This window comes from Roseateles sp. P5_E4 (genome assembly GCF_054049255.1).
In genome coordinates this window covers 352,791-368,320 of record NZ_JBFUMS010000005.1, presented here as the reverse complement: position 1 = coordinate 368,320, position 15,530 = coordinate 352,791, and the positions used below count along the sequence as shown (strand labels likewise).

The following is a 15,530-nucleotide window of genomic DNA, read 5'->3' as shown; positions in this document are numbered from 1 at the left end:
TGACCTGCCCCCAAACGCCGTGCCAATTGATAGTTCGGAGCCCTGGTTGAAGGTTACTGGATCTCTGTATTGATGAGTCCGGCGTGCAGGGCGGGATCGGCCGCGTTTCTGCGGTGCTGCTCAGCAAATTGCGCCGGCGGTATTCGTCCAATGCTGCCGTGCGGACGGACCTCGTTGTAGTCACGGCGCCAGGCGGCGATCTCGGTTCTGGCCTGCTTCAATGTCTCGAACCAATGCTCGTTCAGACATTCGTCCCGGAACCGGCCATTGAAGCTCTCGATGTAGCCGTTCTGCATGGGGCGACCAGGCTCGATCAGGATGTGTCGGATGGCGTGGCTTTGCGCCCATGCGATGAAGGCCCTGCTGGTGAACTCCGGCCCGTTGTCAGTTCTCACGGCGGCTGGGTAGCCGCGGAATCGCGCAGCCTGATCCAGCAGCCGGACCACATACTGGCCACTGATGCCGTAGTCCACCGCGATGTCGACGGCCTCGTGGCTGAAGTCGTCGGCAACGGTGAGGCACTTCAGGCGCCGTCCGTTGGCCAGGCTGTCGCTGACGAAGTCCATGCTCCACACCTCATTGACCTGGGTGGCGATGTTCAGCGGCGTGCGCTCGGCAGCCGGGCGCCGCACCTTCTTGCGTTTGCGCACTGCCAGGTTCGCGTCGCTGTACAGCCGATACACGCGCTTGTGATTGACGCCAGGGAAGTCCAGGCGCAGCAGGTCGTGCACGCGTCGGTATCCAAACCGTCGGCGCGCATGCGCGATCTCGACGATCTTGGCCTTGAGCGCCGCGGTCTGCGCGCTCGCCACCGGTGGATGCCGGTAACTGTCTCGGCTTAGCCCCACAAGTCGGCAGGCCCGCCGTTCGGACAGCTGATCGAGTTCGCGCAGCCGCCGGGCGTCGCTCGCCTCCATGCCGCCGAACTTGGCCCGCCACTTGTAGAACGTCGCGTCTGAGAACCCGCCCTTGCGGCAGATCTCCGCCACGGCCAGCCCCGCCTCGGCCTGCTTCAGGAACCCAATGATCTGTTCCTCGGTGAACTTGCTCTTCCTCATGTCCGTCATTCTCCTGATGAGCGGACTCCTTGCTACTTCAGCTTGGTATGGCAGGAAGGGTGCAGGTCACGAACACGCGCCCCTTGGCCAGCAACGCCCAGACGATGCGCGCGTTCTTGTTGGCCAATGCGACCACGGCCTTTTGCCAGCCCACGCGGGCGAGCAGTTGCACCAGCCATTGCGAGATCTTGTCGGTGCGCTTGTGGGCCGTCATGACGGCCGACTTGGCGCCCTGGATCAACAGCGTGCGCAGGTAGTCGTCGCCCCGCTTGGTGATGCGCCCGAGCTGCGTCTTGCCGCCGCTGGAGTTCTGCCGGGGCACCAGACCCAGCCAGGAGCCGAACTGCGCGCCATTCTTGAACTGCCTGAAGTCGCCCACCGTGGCGACCAGTGCCGAGGCCGTCACGGGGCCGATGCCGCTGAGCTGGGCCGCTGCCTTGGCCTGCTCGTCCGAACGCACGTGCGCGGTGATGCGTTCGTCGCAACTGGCGATGTGGCATTCCAGCTCGACCCAGTGCAGCCGTGCCTCCTGCAGCGCCAGCCGGGCGATGCCGGGTAACTCGTTGCTGGCGTCTTCCAGCACGTCGGCCAGGCCCAGGCGCAGAGCGTCGGGGCTTTGCGCGAAGACGATGCCGAACTCGGTGAGCAGGCCGCGAATGCGGTTGATGCAGGCGGTGCGGTCTTCCTTGTAGCCCTCGCGCAGCCGGTGGATGGCCAGCAGGGCCTGCTGGGCGGGCGTCTTTACGGGGACGAAGCGCATGTGCGGGCGGCCGGCGGCCTCGCAGATCGCGGCGGCGTCAGCGGCGTCGTTCTTGCTGCCCTTGCCGGCCATGCGGTAGGGCGTGACGAAGTGGCCGGCGATGAGCCGCGCATCCAGGCCGAAGCCGCGCAGCTTGCGTGCCCAGTGGTGGGCGCCGCCGCAGGCTTCCATGGCCACGAGGCAGCCCGCTGGCAACTGCACGCACCAGGCGGCGAACTTGTCGGCGGGCAGCGCCTTGGCCACCACGACGCGACCTGCCGCATCAACGGCGTGGACCTGGATCACGCGCTTGGCCAGATCGACCCCGACTCGGGTAATCTCGTTCATGGGCTTCCCCTTTCACATGGCTGCAGATTGACGATTCGCACCATCAATCTTGGCGCCTCGACGCCGTGGGCCAGAAGGTGGGAAGTCCCTTCGTATTCCTTCAAGCGGACGTGCCTTCGGCACGCCGCTTAAGTCAAACGTTGAACGGCTGCTTCCGCGAGGTGCCTGAACGCTTTGCCGAATACGAGGCGCAGATCCGCCGCGAATACGCCCATGTGCCGGCGGCCGTCTTCAATGAAAAGCGCGGTGCCATCCTGGCCGGCTTTCTGGCGCGGCCCGCGCTCTACGGCACGCGCCCTGCGCGAGCGTTTCGACGCGCGGGCACGTGCCAATCTGCAAGCCGCGCTCAGCGGCTTGGCACAGCCGGCCCCGCCTTGAACTCGCTGCGGCCCGAAGGCTTGAGCAGCAGATAGAGCAGCGGCCCGAAGGACCCGGCGGCCAGCGTGATCAGCGCGAACGGCCAGACCGTGCGGCCGGTCTGCCGCGCGTCGCGCCAGATGAAGCCCAGCGCGATCCACGACATGATGACCAGGTCCGCCAGCACCTGCCAGGCACCGAGGCTACTCATGCCGGCCTGCCAGATGCCGAGGTAGCCGACCTGCCACATCACATAGGTCGAGAAGGCACCGAAGGCGGCGAGGGCGAGGATCAGAACGGTTCGCATGGCAATCTCCTTGAGGGACGGTTGACGGGTGGTAGATGGCGCCATGCTCGCCAGTCGTGCGCAGCGCCGCAATGACCTCCGAGGTCATCGCGGTGCCGCCGCGCGTGGCCTATGGTCCGGTTCTATGAAGCTGCTCGTTCCCATCACGCTGGCCCTCGTCGCCCTGCTGCATGCGCTGCCGCTGGCCGGCGTGCTGGGCGCCACCAAGCTGTCAGCGCTCTACGGCGTCGATGCCCGCGACCCCACGCTGGAACTGCTGCTGCGCCACCGCGCCGTGCTCTTTGGCCTGCTCGCGGCCCTTCTCGCCTGGGCCGCCTGGCGGCCGGCGCTGCGCGGCCTCGGCCTCATCGCCGGCCTGGTCAGCGTTGCATCTTTCCTGGTGCTCGCGTTGCCGGCGGGTCCACTGCCGCCTGCCCTAGCCACCGTTGTCAAGCTGGACATTGCCGCCCTGCTGTTGCTGCTGGCAGCCGCTATCGTTCACCTGCTACCCATGCCATCTCCATGACCGCCACCCTCGCCGCCCTGCGCAAGTCGCGCCGCGTCAGCCAGCTGGAGCTGTCGCTGCGCACCGGTGTTTCGCAACGCCACCTCAGCTGCATCGAGACCGGCCGCTCCCGCGCCGGCCGCGAGACGCTGATCGCCCTGCTCGACGCCCTCGGCGCCACGCTGCAGGAACGCAACCAGGCCCTGCTCGCCGCCGGCTATGCACCCGCTCACACCGAGCGCGCGCTGGACGCGCCCGAGATGGCGCCCGTGCGCGCCGCGCTGGAGCAGCTGCTGTACGCCCACGATCCGACGCCGGCCCTGGTGCTGGACGGCGAATACAACCTCGTCATGGCCAACGCCGGCCTGGCGCGGCTGCTGGAGCTACTTGGCCTGCCGGCCGATCACTTGCTGGCGGGACCCTTCAACCTGCTGCGAGCGGTCTTCCGCCCCGATGGCTTGCGAGCGCTGTGCGTCAACGAGGCCGAGTTGTGCGGCGAGATGTGGGCCCGTGCCAGCCGCGAGGCCGAGCACCTGCCGCGCCTGCGCGCCCTGCTCGACGAGTTGAGGCCGTCGCTGCGCCCCTGGGGCACCATCGAGACCAGCGGCCTGCCCGTGCTGGCCCTGCGGCTGCGCGCCGCGGACGGCCAGACCCTGAGCTTCTTCTCCGCCTTCACCAGCTTCGGCACGCCGCTGGACATCACGCTGGCGTCTCTGAAGGTGGAGCACCTTTTCCCGGCCGACGAGGCGACGCGGTTCGCGCTGGCTGGTGGCTAGGTAGGGCAGGCCGACACTCGCGTCGGCCTGCAACCTCACTTCCTCGGCGCCACGCTGCGCTCCAGCAGGTCCTTCATCCGCTTGTCCTGCAGCGCGTCCTTGCTGCCCGGCTGGTACTCCTGTCGCTTGATCGGCGGCAGCCCCTGGCCACGGTCGACCAAGGCCGCCTTCTCCTTCGCCGCACGGTCCTGCACGTCGGACAGGCGCGTCTTGAGCAGCCGTTCGAACTCGGTCTTCAGACGCTGCGCGTCACGTCGCAGGCCTTCGCTGCCGTCTTCGGCGAGTGCGGCCACGATGCGCTGGGCCGCGGCATGCACTTCGGGTGTGATGAGCGGGCCGTTGGCTTTCTCGAATTCGACGAGGCGGCGGTTCGTCGTCAGCGTGTCGCCCATCTGCGAGAAATGGCGCATCACGGCGAGGGCGTCGGGCAGCAGCGCCGGGCGGCGCAGCAGCACGAGCGCGATCTCGGGGCTGTTGCGGTAGTACAGGTTGGCCAGCTCGCGGCCGCCGGGCCAGGGCAGCAGCGCGTGGTCGCGGAACCTGCGCAGGCCAGCGAGCACGCCGTCGCCCTCCTTGTCGGGCAGGCTGGTGGCCGCCACCTTGGTCGCGACGCAGGACGAAGGCAGGATCACCGGCATCCAGTTGTAGTTCATGACGGTCTGGGCGGCCGGGCGCTGCGTGCTGGTCAGCTCACCCGCCAGGTCATTCCAGAACTCGATCACCGTCGAGTGCTGCGTACCCACCATGGTGTCGCGCAGCATCGTGGCCAGCGCCACGGTACTGCCGGTGTTGCTGTCGGAGGCGCCGTTGCGGCCGAGGTTGGTGTTGCCGCCGTTGCTGTCGTTGTGGGTGTCGAACATGTCCAGCAGCGCCGCGGCCACGCGGCCTTCGCTGCTGTCGCCCGTCTGGCAGGACGACGAGAAACCCTCGATCTCCTGGCCGCCGTCGCCCTCGTGCCAGTTGTAGCGCCCATCCTGGCGCAGCGTCAGCATGAAGGCCGTGGCCCAGCCTTCCGACCATGACAGCGCCTTGTTCTGCCCGCAGTCGCCAAAGCCGTGGTCGCCGCCCGGCGAGGGGTCGCCGCCGGAGTAGGCGTGGGCCATCACGCCATGGCCGTATTCGTGGGTGATGGAATCGGGTCCGTCGAAGTCGCCGCCCTCGATGTTGATCTTGCCGTTGTAGAAGGTGCCGCTGCCGGGGAAGCAGCCGTCGATCTTTCCGGGGTCGAACCCGCCAGCCGTCGCGGCATGGTTCCAGGCCAGGTTCAGCGTCGACCACACGCGGGCCGCATCCATGTCGGAGCCCACCGTCTCGGTGCCGAAGTCGAGCACCGTGCCGTCGGACATGTCATCGTGCACGGCCGACTTCCATTCATAGGCGCCGGCCAGGAAGTTGCACGTGCCCAGCGACAGGCGGCTCGTGTCCAGCTTGATCGTGTAGTAGAGGTCCCGGCCGTCCTGGAACCAGCCATCGTCGTTGTTGACGGTGAACGCCCAACGCCCGTCCCAGTCGGAGGCCACGCTGCCCAGGTGCTCGTCGCCGAAGGTGTCAGAGTCCCACAGGTGGATGGCCACGTTGACCAGCGGCACGAAGTTGCCGCTCAGATCGCGGAACACCACGCGGCCGCGAACGGTGATGGGGTCGCGCGAGGTGTAGCTGGTGGCGGTGCTGTCGGCGCTGTGCTCGCGCAGGAAGGGGGTGAGTTCGGCCGGCCGCACCTCGATGCGCCGGTCGCGCGGCACGAATGCGGCGACGTCGGCCACCTTCGCATCCGCCGGCAGCTTGAACGTGTCACCGAACAGCAGCCGGATCGGATGCTGGCGCTCGTCGCTGCGGCGTGCGACGTCGAACTGCCGCTGCCGTTCGGCCGCACCGCGCAGGCTGCGCTGCTGCGGCGAGAGCACGTGGATGCGGCCATCCGCGTCGACCACCAGGTAGCGCACCAGCAGATGCGAGAAGCCTTCGTTCGCCCCCTTCTTGCCCGTGAGCCTGACCTCCAGCCGCCATTCGCCGGGCTTGAGTCCCTTGAGCGGTACCTCCACCGTCGCGCTCTGGTCGCGTGCGGCAGGCTTGACCTCCGTGCGCCACAGCACCCGCGGCGCCGCGAGCTCGGGCTTGCCCGGCTCCATGGCCACCACCGAAGCGCTCAGCGTCAGTGACGCGATGCCCTGCTCGCGCATGACGACTTGCAGCGGCAGCGCCGCCCGATCCAGCACCCATTCACGCTCGGCCGTCAGCTTGTCGCCATCGGTCAGGAAGGCAGGTGGCCGCGGCGGCGTGGCGAACACCGGGGCCGCGAGGGCCAGGGCACCGGCCAGGGCGAGGGCCCGGCTGAAACCGGCCAGCAGCGCCTGCGTGCGGGACCGGGGCGTGCCTTGCCAGAAGAGCATCATGATTCACCCCCGGTGTTGCGATGAGGCCAATCTACGCTCCGGGGCGTTAGGGATGAATCCACAAGGAGACGGATGGGATGGCACGCATCCCTAGTTCACTCCAATTCGATTTCCAGCTTGCGCCTGAGGATGGTTTGCAAAAGCCAGCCAGGCCTGTCGATCTCGGGTCTTGGGAACTCTGACCTGAACAGCACAACGCTCTGACAAAGAGGGCCGAGCAAGTCTGGCGCCGCAGAGCGACCAGCGCCGCGCCCGTCACCAGTTGTGAGGATGCGGCTGCGATGCGGCCGCTGCATCCTTTCTGCCTGAGAAACCCCACCCATCGACACTGCATGCGCCGTACCCGAAGCTCGCGCCCATTCCGAGCCTGGCGCACCACGGCCACCGCGTTGCTTGCGATGACGCTCGCGGGGGTACTGGCGCCTGAGAGCGCCAGCGCTCAGCCCGCCAGCGCCGTGCAACCCTTCAGCGGGCGCTACGAAGGGCGGCAGAAGGTGGCCTTCCTGACGGCCACTGCTCTGGCCAGCATCGAGTTGCGGCGTTCGTCGCGCTTCATCGTCTACACGATGCGCACCACGGTGAGCGTCGCTTTCGTCGAACGCCGCTTCCAGGAATGCAGCGTGATTCGCATCGAGGGCGAACGGCTGCTGCCGATGGAATACGTGCACCGCGATGAGTCCAGCCCGGAGTACAACGTCCACACGCGTTTCGACTGGGTGGCCGGCTTGGCGAAGACGACGCTGGGCGGCAAGCCGGGCCCCCAGGCAGTGTCGCTGGATGGGTCGACCTGGGACCCGATGTCCTACCAGGTGGCGCTGATTGCGCTGGCTTCCAGGCATCAGCCGGGCGACCGTGACCGTTTCCGGGTGATTGAGCGCGGGGTATTGAAGGAGCACGAGGCCACGTTCGAAGGGCCGGTGGCCGCGACGGACGCCAGCCCGCTTCAGTACGGTATTGCGAGCCGAAAGAGCAAGGGCCTGATCGCGCTGCGGCTGCTGCCGGGTGAATCTTGGCGGCCGGCGCGCGTGACGTTGGACGAAGTGACGATAACGCTCATGCCAACGCCGGTGCCTGCGCCGACGGTCCTGCCCGAGGAGGGCGTACCGTCGTGCGAGAACGGGCGCGCATCGTGAGCGGAGCCGCCAAGCCTGCGCAGGCTGCGGCGGGCACCTGGCGGAGCTTCGTTGGTTATCTTGCCTGCTGCAACGGTGCCGTGATGCCGCTGCTGGCCGTGCTCGCCATCGTCGCGCTGCTGGGCGCCATGGACGCGCTGGTCGAGCTGAATCGCGTCGCGGTGCCCAAGCCTGATTTCAAGGCCCTGCTGCTGCCGGGCTACCCCGCCAAGACACCGCTGGCCGAAGCGGCGCTGGTGGTCAACGCGGCATTGTGGTGGCTGTGCCTGAGCTTCCTGCAATGGCTGGCCGCGTTGGTGGTGATCGGCGTGTGCGGCCTGGAACTGGACCGCGCGGTGCGCCACAGGCGGCGGCTTGGGCACGCGGCCTGGGTGGCGTTCCTGGGCGTATTGACGCTGATAGGCAGCGCGCTCTACCACTACACGGTCGATCTCGGTGTTTCGCTGCTGGCCTTCGGCCCCATGGTGGATAACCTCGCGGCGATCTCGCCCCGCTTCCGGTTCCTGGGCAGTTGCAACGCCGCGATGGCCTTCGTCGCCAGTTCGGCCTTGCTGTGTGCGTTCTCGCTGCTGCTGATCCCCGGCGCGCATGGCAACCACCGGATGCTGCAGATGCGCGCGATCACCCGGCTGCTGTATTGCGGTGCGGCGCTCATGCTGATCTGGATCTCCTGCCTCACGGCCATGTACCGGCTGTGCGCGGCGCTGATGATCAAGGAAGCGCGCGAGCCCGCACTGGCGCTGGCGCCCACGGTCAGCCTGATGGGTGGGCTGATGCTCAGCCTGGTACTGGCAGCGGCCTTCCTGTCCGCCGCCGCGTGGCTGCAGCGATGCCATGAGCGTGAGCCCCGGGGCAACACGCCGGAGGGCCCAGCCGGCGAGGATGCCAGCCCCCAGGGGCTCCTGCTGGCGCATTGGCCCAAGGCGATCGCGCTGTTGATGCCGCTGCTGCCGGGTGCGGCGGATTCCGTATTGCAGGCCTTGGTGAAGGCGCCCTGAGGCCCGAAGGCGGCCTTGAGCCATGGCCGCTCCCGCGGCAGGAAGCTTGCAAAACCCAGGGCGCGCATTTCAATCCGCCTTGAGGCAGCCAACCGTGCCGCGTGGCTACGACCCCACGAACACGACCTTGCCGACGATGTGATCGGCCGGCAGGAAGCCCCACATCCGGCTGTCGCGGCTGTTGTCGCGGTGGTCGCCAAGGGTGAAGAAGTGACCGGGCGGCACTTCGCAGGCCATCTCGTCAACGGTGTAGGTGCATTTCTCGGCGAAGGGGAACTTCGAGTCGGGCCGCAGGAAGAAGGGCTGCTCGCCGATCAGCACGGCGTGCTCGCTGTCGGGCAGGGTCTCGACAAATTGGGGAATGGTCCGTTTGGATTCTGGATCGAAGTATTCCCCAGCGGGTCGCAACGGCACGGCCTCGCCGTTGATGAACAGCCGTTTGCCGCGGTAGGCGATGCGGTCGCCAGGCAGGCCGACCAGGCGCTTGACGAAGACGACGGATCGGTCCTCGGGAAACTCGAAGACGATCAAGTCGCCTCGGGACAGAGGCGAAGAGATGGTCGTGCGAAGGAAGGTCTTACCGAAAGTCCCGTAGTTGCCATAGCCCCATTTCTGGACGATGAGGCTGGTGCCGGCCGGGATGGTCGGCAGCATGGACGACGAAGGGGCGCGAAAGGGCTCGAAGAAGAAGGCCCTGAAGACCAGCACCGCCGTGATGACGCAAGCGACGACGCCCAGGATGCCGTACCAGCGGCTGTAGCCGGGGCGTGGCTTCGCGTCGGGGTAGTGCTTGGCGCGCCGGTACGCATGCGACGCACCCGCGATCATGAGCACCAGTGCCGCGGCATTGACTGGCAGCTTCCATGCCTGCGACAGGAAGCCGAGAACTCCCACCACGATGCTGAGAGCGAAATAGGCCAGGGCCGCCCTGGCGTGTGCGGCATAGAGCAGGCCGACCGGCGGCGACAGGAGACCGAGAACCGCTGCAATCCACTTCTTGGGTTTGTTGTTGGGCATGGGCGTCGAGATGGGTGGCGATAGGGCCTGCATGTGCGTGGCGGCGCATGATGCCAGCGTGCTTGAGCCGGCTGGGCGCGGCACCGTCCCCGGGGGACTTTGGGCTGCGAGTTGCCCGCCAGGCGGCAATCTGCCACAGGCCGTGCAACGGCGCGCCCGGCGCGGACCGGTCCGTTGCCTAGGATGCACGGTTGGGTCGTCGGGGCTGCTGCCACGCAAGCTTCGCTGACCCTGCCGCGGCACGGTGCCGCGCGATGCAGACGCTTTTCTTTGATGAAACTTCCCACCGTCGTGGCGACGGACGCTGTCGTCCGGTCCATTGAACTGGCCCAGGTCCAGGCCTCCCGCAGGGTCGCCATGGGCTCGCAGCCCCTGATCAGCCAGATGCCCTTGCAACAGGCGATCACCGTGACCAGCCTCGGGGGACAGTCCACGCGCGCCGTCTTTGGCGTCGTGGGCGTGGCCCGCTACGAGGCGGTCGGCAAGCTTTAGCGCCCGGCCCGCCCCAGGCTGTCGACAAAGGCCGCGCAGGCCCGGCTGGCATCGGGATGGCTGCGCCAGCTTTGCGCGAATGCGCGCAGGGCCGCGCGCACCTCGCGCGGCATGGTGCCGTCCAGCGGGTCGTCGGCGACGGCGCACAGGTGGCCGGCATAGAGCGAGCGCGCCTCGGCGTCGCAGTCGAGCAGTTCCATCACCGCGCTGGCCAGGGTCTGGAACTGTTCGGGCGACAACTCGGAAGTCCCTCTCGACTCGCCCGCGCGGGGCCAGGCGGCCAGGCACAGGTATTCGATGGGGCCCAGGCTGCGCCGCTGCACGCCCGCCTGATGCGCACCCCAGGCCGCACGCGAACCGCTGGGCAGGCGGCCCTGGCAGAGGGATTGCGCGAGGGTCTGGGCGACAGCGGCACGGGCGGCATATTCGCCACGCAGATTGACTTCGGCCAGCACGCGCAAAAAGGCCGGATAAAGCTGGTCGCCCAGACCGGTGCAGACGGTCTCCATCAGCGCAATGGCGCCCTCCTGGCGGGGGCCGAGGTCGAGGCAGCCGCCGATGAGCGCCTGGGCCGCTTCGGCCCAGCGCGGCTGGGCCAGCAGCTCAGGCAACGAGGGCGGCGAGCACGCGCTCCGCGTGCTGCTGGACCGAAAGCCCGCGCTGGTCGACGGCCACGTCGGCACGCAGCGTGGCGGCGCCGCTGGCGCCCAGCCCGTCCAGCCATGCCGGTTCACCGGCACGCGGCGCCGCCGCAGGGGCATTCAGCGGGCGGAGGGACGCGGTGGAAAACAGCGAGGCGGAGGAGGAAAGCGGGGCGCCGATCATGGCTGTGGCGGAGGTGGGTGGCAGTTGAGGGTCAGCTTAGCGAAGCTCATCCGCCAAGGCGACTGCGGCTGCCCCTAATTCGTGGGTCTGGGTATTTTGACGACGAGCGCTCAGCCCGGCTTGCAGGTTGAAAACACCGCCGGCGAGGTGTTGAACCACGACAGGCGCCACCCCTGGGCAGTCCAGCGCGCCTCGAAGGCGCCGGTGCTCACGCGGTTGTCGGCCACCCTGGACAGCGGTGGCTTGTCCAGTTGCGGCGTGTCGATGGCTTTCAGCATCTTGCCGATGTCGGTGCCGGACTCCGTCGTGACGATGCCGGGGATGCAGGTCGCGGCATTGCGGATGACGGACGCGGGTGCCTTGACGGTGCCGGAGTCCGGGGAGAACTCCAGCTGGGGCAACGACAGCCGTTGCAGCAGCTCGCCGTCACCCCTGGCAATGGCCGCGCGCAGCTGGCGCCAGAACAGCACGAAGGCCGCGTCACGGTCCACGCCGGCCTTGCAGGCCTTGCCTTGGATGGACAGCGCGATGGCCGCCGGCAGCGCGATCGTGCCGCAGCCGGCGGGCTGCAGGGCCAGCGTGTAGCCCTCGTTGCCCACGCGCTTCACGATCGCCTGGTAGCGCTTGTTGCCTTCGACCTCGTCGGTCCAGGCAAATCGCACCGATCCGTCGGGCTGCGCGACGCCGGCGCCCTGCGACTGCACGCTGCATTCATGCGTGCCGGAGGTGGCATACACGCCCGCCCCCAGCAACGCGCCGCTGGCTTCGTAGCTGATGTTGGCGGTGAGGTTGTCGCTGGGGTGGCACACCAACTGCGTGGGCAGCGGGTCTTTGGTGACCTGGGCCTGCGCGTTGAACACGGCAAGCAGCGAGGCGATCAAGGGCAGCAGGGAGCGGGCCATCGGTCCAATGCAAAAGGGATGGCGGGCCAGTATCCCGGCCCGCACTGCCGTGCGTGCAACCCAACCGTGGGATGGACGGCCGCGCTCAAGGCGCCCTGCGCACGCCAATGGCTTCGGACAGCAAGCGTACCTTCTCGTTGACGCCGTCGGGGTTGCCGGGCCCGTTGCCCTGGTTGCCGCCGACCACCTTCACGCGGCCGTCGGCCAGCACGGCCTCGACGATGGCGACGTGGCCCTGCGCCGGGTTGTTGCCGCGCGGGAAGACGATGACGTCGCCCGGCTTCACATGCGCCGCGTCCTTGGGCACGGACGTGCCCCAGTTCAGCCAGCTGCGCGCGGCGGCGCTGTTGGTGCCTGGCACGCCGGCCTGCTTCATCGTCCAGTTGACGAAGGAAGAGCACCACGAGGTCTCGTCGTTCCTGGCCTTCAAGGACGTGGCCTGGTGGTACTCCAGCACGCGCGGGTTGTCGCGCCCGCCGCTGACCTCCTTGGTGCCGATCTCGCCGCGGGCAACATCCAGGATGCGCGCGGCCTTGCCGGTCCCCGAAGCTGAGGCCGGCACCGTGGCGGCCGGGGTCGGCGCGGTGGCCGTGCCGTTGAGCAAGCCCTGACGGTTCAGCGCGCTGTCGACCGCGTCGGTGCGGCGCTTCTGGTCGGCGCGGATGACTGCCTGCACCTGGGCTTCGGTCGCCGTGCCGTGCACCTGCCGGTTGGCGATGTTGACGAAGCCGCTGCCTGCCTGGCCCCCGCCGCTGAGCCGGAAGCGCTGTCCGGTGGAGGCGTCGACATAGCTGTTGACGCGCAGGTTGGTGATATGCGCCGCGTCGATGGGCTGGCCGCGCAGCGTGCCGAGCTGGTTCAGGAAGCGGCCGGCGGCGCTGGGCGACTGGTTGTACAGGTCCAGGTAGGCCGAGGCCAGGCGCGCGTTGTTCGGGTCCAGCCCGGCGCGGCGCGCGGCCGCCTCGTAGGCCGGCAGCTGGCCCTGCAGCGTCGTCAGCTGGCGGCGGTCGGCATCGGCGGGGCTGGAGGCCGCATGCTGGTAGGAGAAAGAGCCGCGGTTGTGCACCGCGTTGCCCGGGTCGGTGTGGCCGCCATAGGCCGCGGTGAAGCCGCCGTCCGGGCGGCGCGTGCCTTCGGCATTGCCGATGACGATGGCGGCCAGCGCGTTCGAGCCCAGCGACGGGTCGGTGAAGCGCTGCAGGTTCAGCGTCGGCTGGTTGCGCGTGCCGTCCGTGCGCGCCAGCGCGGGCTCGGCGATCTGGCGCTGCGTCACATCGCGCTTCCCGGTGGGGTCGGCGTTGAGCGCCCGGGTCATGCCCAGTTCCACGGTGGACTGTGCCGAGCCGCTGGCGATGGCGGCCTTGCCGATGTCGCTGCGGTAGCGAGGGTCCGTCATGTAGACCGGCAGCAGCGTGTCGTGCACCAGACCGACGGAGCCGACGACAGGCAGGCCGTCCACCAGATGGCCCACCGACGGCAGATTCAGCGTGTCGCCGACGTGGATCAGGTCGGCGTTGCGCACCTGCGGGTTCGCGCCCACCAGCGCCTGCAGCGTCAGGCCGTGGTCGGCCGCGATGTGCTGCATCGTGTCACCGCGCTGGACGGTGTAGTGCGTCGCCGGGATCGTCAGGTGGCTGCCCGGGTAGATGACGTCCGGGTTGCGCACCTGCGGGTTGGCGTCCAGCAGCGCTTGCACCGACACGCCGTTGGATTTGGCGATGCGGCTCAGGCTGTCACCGTGCTGCACCTCGTAGCTGCGGCCGGCGGGCGGCGGCGTGTCGTTCACGGCCGGGGAGGCCGACGTGGTTCGGGTAACGATGCTCATGGGGTGCCCTTGGCGTTGTCCTGATGGGGCGATGAGCGCATCGCGCATCGCGTCGGTCAGCCCATTTCAGACCAGCGCCGCGGACCGGGCAATTGCGGGCGCTGCTGTTTCAGAACGTACGGCCGGGCGCGCTCTAGGGTTGGCCGCAATCCTCAGGCGAACAGGCGCTTCAGCAGGTCCGTCACCACGCTGGGCCGCGCCAGCAGCTCCTCGTTCATCAACGCCACCAGGCTGCCCAGCTGCAGCAGCAGCACCAGGTGCCCCACCACGGCCTTGATGGACATGGACAGGCTGAACACATTGAGCTGCTGGGCATAGCGGTTGATCAGGCCCAGCACGCCGTCCACCAGGTAGAGCAGCACGAGCGACGGTGCGGCGACCATCAGGGCCAGGCGCAGCATGCGGCCGAACTCCGCCTCGAAGGCCAGCATGCCCGCTGGCAGCAGCTGCCAGCTGCCATGGACGGGCCACAGCGCGAAGCTGTCCAGCAGCAGCGCGGCGAACAGCATGAAGCCTCCCGAGGCCATGAAGACCCAGCTTGCCAGGCGCGCCAGGAAGGCACCGGTCAGCGAGGTCTGATGGCCGGACAACGGGTCCAGCACCTGGGCCTGGGACGAACCCACCTTGGTGTCGATGAGCTGGCCGGCCATCTCGAAGGACCACATCAGCCCGGCGAACAAAAAGCCCATCGCCGCCCCCAGCATGGCCTCGCGGCCGTAGAGCAGGGTCCATTGCCAGCCGCTCAGTTGCAGCGGCTTGATCTCCTGGACCAGCAGGCCCAGCAGGCCCAGGGCGACGAAGAGCGAGTTGCGGATCAGCGCCGGGATCAGGTCCTGGGTGAACAGCGGCACCAGCAGGAAGGCCACCGCCACCCGCATGGTGGACAGGCCGAGCAGCAGGACGGCATCGGTGGGATGCCCGATCCAGAACTCCAGCATCAGCGGTTGATCTTGACCAGGCCAGGGAACTCGCTGAACACCTTGTCGCCGAGCCGGTAGAGGCTGCCGCCCAGCAGCGAGGCGGTGATGAAGATGGTGACGACGATGGCGAAGAACTTGGCCACGTACTGCACCGTCTGCTCCTGCAGCTGCGTGGCCGCCTGGATGAAGGCGATCAGCAGCCCGACGATGGCCGCCACCAGGATGGGCGGCGCCGATAGCAGCAGCACCAGCCACAGCGCCTGCTGGGTGAGTTGGATGACTTCGCTGTTCATGTCTGGTACGTCAAGACGAGGCCGTGCGTCAACTTGACCCAGCCATCGATCAATACGAACAGCAGCAGCTTGAAGGGCAGCGACACCGTGGTGGGCGACAGCATCTGCATGCCCATGGCCATCAGGATGTTGGAGATGACGAGGTCGATGACGAGGAAGGGCAGGAAGATCAGGAAGCCGATCTCGAAGGCCACCGTCAGCTCGCTGACCGTGAAGGCCGGCACGATGACGAGGAAGTCGCGCTCGCTCAAGGCCTGAGCCTGCTCGGGCTTGAGGCTGCGCTGCGCGGTCTTCAGGAAGAAGGCACGCTCCAGCGGCCGGCTGTGCTTGATCAGGAACTCGCGCAGCGGCTCCTTGGCAACGTCGGCCGCGGCCACCATCTGGCTGGTCGACGCCGAGCCAGCCTTGGTGGCCGGCATGGCGCTCAGGCTTTCCTGCATCTCCACGCCCACCGGGTACATGACGTAGATGCTCAGCACCAGGGCCAGGCCGTTCATGACGACGTTGGGCGGCACTTGCTGCAGGCCCATGGCATTGCGCAGCAGGCTCAGCACGACGACGAGCTTGGTGAAGGACGTGATCATCACCGCCACGAAGGGCGCCAGCGCCAGCAGGATGACGGTGATGAGGGCCGAGGCCGGCGTGAAAGTGCTGAGGTCCATC

Annotated in this window: 17 protein-coding genes; 5 read left to right on the top strand and 12 right to left on the bottom strand. The window is 68.1% G+C overall.

Annotation, left to right across the window (positions count from 1 at the left end; translation table 11 throughout):
• Positions 1-53: 53 nt before the first annotated feature.
• The 3 genes from ACXJLH_RS12880 to ACXJLH_RS12870 form a co-directional block, all read right to left on the bottom strand.
• Positions 54-1,058 (bottom strand): IS3 family transposase, encoded by a 1,005-nt coding sequence (locus ACXJLH_RS12880; protein WP_457444475.1) that lies wholly within the window; start codon positions 1,056-1,058, stop codon positions 54-56.
• 37 nt (positions 1,059-1,095) lie between these two features.
• Positions 1,096-2,145, bottom strand: coding sequence for an IS110 family RNA-guided transposase (locus ACXJLH_RS12875; protein WP_457444474.1), 1,050 nt, complete (start codon positions 2,143-2,145; stop codon positions 1,096-1,098).
• A gap of 346 nt (positions 2,146-2,491) precedes the next feature.
• Positions 2,492-2,809, bottom strand: coding sequence for a hypothetical protein (locus ACXJLH_RS12870; protein ID WP_056201233.1), 318 nt, complete (start codon positions 2,807-2,809; stop codon positions 2,492-2,494).
• 124 nt (positions 2,810-2,933) lie between these two features.
• Here ACXJLH_RS12870 and ACXJLH_RS12865 point away from each other — a divergent pair, with 124 nt between their 5' ends.
• A complete protein-coding gene (locus ACXJLH_RS12865; RefSeq protein ID WP_457444473.1) occupies positions 2,934-3,314 on the top strand; it encodes a phosphopantetheine adenylyltransferase in 381 nt (126 codons plus the stop codon).
• On the top strand, positions 3,311-4,069 hold the full coding sequence (locus tag ACXJLH_RS12860; protein WP_457444471.1) for a helix-turn-helix domain-containing protein: 759 nt from the start codon (positions 3,311-3,313) through the stop codon (positions 4,067-4,069). The genes ACXJLH_RS12865 and ACXJLH_RS12860 overlap by 4 nt, the downstream gene beginning before the upstream one ends.
• Positions 4,070-4,104: 35 nt before the next feature.
• Here the strand turns inward: ACXJLH_RS12860 and ACXJLH_RS12855 are convergent, their stop codons facing one another.
• Complete coding sequence (locus ACXJLH_RS12855) at positions 4,105-6,462, bottom strand: hypothetical protein (RefSeq protein ID WP_457444470.1); 2,358 nt, start codon at positions 6,460-6,462, stop codon at positions 4,105-4,107.
• A gap of 332 nt (positions 6,463-6,794) precedes the next feature.
• Here ACXJLH_RS12855 and ACXJLH_RS12850 point away from each other — a divergent pair, with 332 nt between their 5' ends.
• A complete protein-coding gene (locus ACXJLH_RS12850) occupies positions 6,795-7,595 on the top strand; it encodes a DUF3108 domain-containing protein (protein ID WP_162247834.1) in 801 nt (266 codons plus the stop codon).
• An 83-nt stretch (positions 7,596-7,678) separates the two neighbouring features.
• Positions 7,679-8,593 carry a hypothetical protein gene (locus ACXJLH_RS12845; RefSeq protein WP_056201219.1) on the top strand — a complete coding sequence of 305 codons (915 nt, stop codon included), beginning with the start codon at positions 7,679-7,681 and terminating at the stop codon, positions 8,591-8,593.
• Between the two features lie 105 nt (positions 8,594-8,698).
• Here the strand turns inward: ACXJLH_RS12845 and lepB are convergent, their stop codons facing one another.
• The gene (lepB, locus tag ACXJLH_RS12840; RefSeq protein ID WP_056201216.1) at positions 8,699-9,610 is read right to left on the bottom strand and encodes a signal peptidase I; all 912 of its coding nucleotides are present in this window, start codon (positions 9,608-9,610) and stop codon (positions 8,699-8,701) included.
• 273 nt (positions 9,611-9,883) lie between these two features.
• Between lepB and ACXJLH_RS12835 the strand changes: the two genes are divergently transcribed.
• A complete protein-coding gene (locus ACXJLH_RS12835; protein WP_457444467.1) occupies positions 9,884-10,102 on the top strand; it encodes a hypothetical protein in 219 nt (72 codons plus the stop codon).
• Here ACXJLH_RS12835 and ACXJLH_RS12830 read toward each other — a convergent pair.
• The 7 genes from ACXJLH_RS12830 to sctR form a co-directional block, all read right to left on the bottom strand.
• Positions 10,099-10,713, bottom strand: coding sequence for a hypothetical protein (locus ACXJLH_RS12830; protein ID WP_457444465.1), 615 nt, complete (start codon positions 10,711-10,713; stop codon positions 10,099-10,101). The genes ACXJLH_RS12835 and ACXJLH_RS12830 overlap by 4 nt on opposite strands.
• Positions 10,706-10,927 (bottom strand): hypothetical protein, encoded by a 222-nt coding sequence (locus ACXJLH_RS12825; RefSeq protein ID WP_457351986.1) that lies wholly within the window; start codon positions 10,925-10,927, stop codon positions 10,706-10,708. The genes ACXJLH_RS12830 and ACXJLH_RS12825 overlap by 8 nt, the downstream gene beginning before the upstream one ends.
• A 110-nt stretch (positions 10,928-11,037) precedes the next feature.
• On the bottom strand, positions 11,038-11,829 hold the full coding sequence (locus ACXJLH_RS12820) for a hypothetical protein (RefSeq protein ID WP_457444464.1): 792 nt from the start codon (positions 11,827-11,829) through the stop codon (positions 11,038-11,040).
• Positions 11,830-11,914: 85 nt separating this feature from the next.
• Entirely contained in the window at positions 11,915-13,654 is a 1,740-nt protein-coding gene (locus tag ACXJLH_RS12815; protein ID WP_457444462.1) for a TIGR02594 family protein, read from the bottom strand.
• 152 nt (positions 13,655-13,806) lie between these two features.
• On the bottom strand, positions 13,807-14,592 hold the full coding sequence (gene sctT, locus ACXJLH_RS12810; RefSeq protein ID WP_457444460.1) for a type III secretion system export apparatus subunit SctT: 786 nt from the start codon (positions 14,590-14,592) through the stop codon (positions 13,807-13,809).
• A complete protein-coding gene (gene sctS, locus ACXJLH_RS12805) occupies positions 14,592-14,867 on the bottom strand; it encodes a type III secretion system export apparatus subunit SctS (RefSeq protein WP_056201193.1) in 276 nt (91 codons plus the stop codon). The genes sctT and sctS overlap by 1 nt, the downstream gene beginning before the upstream one ends.
• Complete coding sequence (gene sctR / locus ACXJLH_RS12800) at positions 14,864-15,529, bottom strand: type III secretion system export apparatus subunit SctR (protein ID WP_457320418.1); 666 nt, start codon at positions 15,527-15,529, stop codon at positions 14,864-14,866. The genes sctS and sctR overlap by 4 nt, the downstream gene beginning before the upstream one ends.
• Between the last annotated feature and the right edge of the window lies 1 nt (position 15,530).